Raw genomic sequence first — 1,847 nt, forward strand, 5'->3', positions numbered from 1 at the left:
CGAAGGCGCCGCGTGCACTGCGCGGCGCCGGCCCTGCGATCACGCGAGGCCGGCGGCGAGCGCCGCGGCCACCGAGCCGGCGACCAGCACGACGCCGACGGTGCGCCGCTTGTTCAGCTCGGTCCAGAGCAGCACGCCGGTCAGCGACAGCAGAATCAGCGACCCGGCGATCGTATCCATCAGCAGCACCCAGCCGATGCTCATTCCGACGCCGCGATGCAGGTTGTTCAGCGTTGTCAGCAACGTGTTGCCCGTGCGCTTCACCGACACGTAGCCGTTGCCCACCCAGTATTCGGCCTGCAGGTTCTGCCGCGGCCCGAACAGGCCCATCTGCCAGTGCTCCGGCTGCATCACGTGCCGGTCGCCCCACGCGACCGGCTGCGCGGGCTCCTTGCGCACGCGCCCCGGCCGGCCTTCGAAATGCAGTTCGCGCTGCAGCCACTTCGTCATCGCGGCCGGCGTCTTCGGCGCCGGGTCCGGCAGCGCGAGCTGCAACTGCTCGACCTGCGGCTCGCCCGTCGCGATCTTCAGCGGCGGCGCGCGATGATTGAGCAGCACGCCCGTCACGCCGAACAGCAGCCCGAGCGCCGCCCCCCACAACCCGACCCAACCGTGCACCTTGCGCAGCCACTTGATGAAGGTGGCGCGGCGCGACCGCGAACGGCGTGCCGCCAGCTCGGCATCGGTCAGCGGACGTGCGGCCGGGTGCAGCACGGCAACGCCCTCGCGGGGCAAGTCCGCGTGGAGCGGATCGATCGTTTCGGGCGCGTTCACGCGAAAGCTTCCATTCTTCAAAACGACGGGCGGCGCGCCGGTTCGCGCGCCGCCCGATCAACATGAAATGAGAATGGCTATCATTACACAAATCGAGATGCGCCTCAACGGCGGCGAGCCCGCGGCGACGCCGTGCGATCGGGAAAAAGCGATAAGAAGACGTGCGATCGAAGGGAGATGGCAGACCGTTGCGCCCGAATAACGACAGAAAGCCGTTTGTATTATTCGCGCAGCGCGCGACCGCCGGATCGCGCTCAGCGCAGCGGCGGCAACGGAAAACGCGGCGCGGCGGCGTCGGCCGGCGCATCCGTGCGATCGAGCGCATAGAGCCACGCGAGCAGGTCCGCGACGGCTTGATAGAGCTGCGGCGGGATCCGGTCGTCGAGATCGACCTGCATCAGCAGCGACACCATCTCCGGCGCCGTATGCACGTAGAGCCCGGCCTCCTTCGCGCGCGCGACGATCATCTCCGCGAGCGCGCCATAGCCCTTCGCGACGACGCGCGGTGCCGTATCGCCGCCCTTCGGATCGTAGACGAGCGCCGCGGCGCGCTTGCGGTGCGGCGTCGTCATCGCAAGGCTCCGTCGTCGGGCGGCACCGGCGGTACCGGCACCGCAGCGCTTCCGGCCGCCGCCTGCGCATAGGCGCTCGCGGCCGCCTGCGCGGCAAACGCGTCGAACGGCTCGGGCTGCTCGTCGACCGCGCGAATCGACAGCCCGCCGAGCTGCAGCCCCGATCCCTCGAACCGCCGCCGCAGCGCAGGTTCGTGCTGCGCGAGCCGCGCGGCGCCCGCCTGGTTCGCGCGCAGTCGCGCGACCAGTTGCGCGCCGTTCAGCAGCAGCTCGGCGTCGACCGTGCCGAGCGTCGGCAGCGTCAGCGTGAGCCGCGTGCGCCACGCGATGCCGTCGCCCGCGTCGTCGCCGCTGCGCGGCGCGCGCCCGCCCGGCTCGTCGGGCTCGATCGTCCAGTCGACGCGCACGCCCGGCCACGCTTCGCCGGTCCAGCGAAACTGGTCGACGCCGCGCACGTGGCTCGCGTTCGGATACGTGACCCTCTTTTCGCAATTCATCGGC

General features: G+C 70.7%; 3 protein-coding genes. All 3 read right to left on the reverse strand.

Annotated features, from left to right (window positions below):
* Positions 1-39 precede the first annotated feature (39 nt).
* On the reverse strand, positions 40-774 hold the full coding sequence (locus HMPREF3115_RS04930) for a PepSY-associated TM helix domain-containing protein (protein WP_070553579.1): 735 nt from the start codon (positions 772-774) through the stop codon (positions 40-42).
* Between the two features lie 254 nt (positions 775-1,028).
* The gene (locus HMPREF3115_RS04935) at positions 1,029-1,346 is read right to left on the reverse strand and encodes an EscU/YscU/HrcU family type III secretion system export apparatus switch protein (protein WP_006402715.1); all 318 of its coding nucleotides are present in this window, start codon (positions 1,344-1,346) and stop codon (positions 1,029-1,031) included.
* Positions 1,343-1,847: flagellar hook-length control protein FliK (locus tag HMPREF3115_RS04940; protein WP_141751641.1), on the reverse strand; the 505-nt coding region annotated here is incomplete at its 5' end. The genes HMPREF3115_RS04935 and HMPREF3115_RS04940, both read right to left, overlap by 4 nt.

It is taken from the genome of Burkholderia sp. HMSC10F09 (assembly GCF_001806955.1).
GTDB classification, from domain to species: domain Bacteria; phylum Pseudomonadota; class Gammaproteobacteria; order Burkholderiales; family Burkholderiaceae; genus Burkholderia; species Burkholderia multivorans.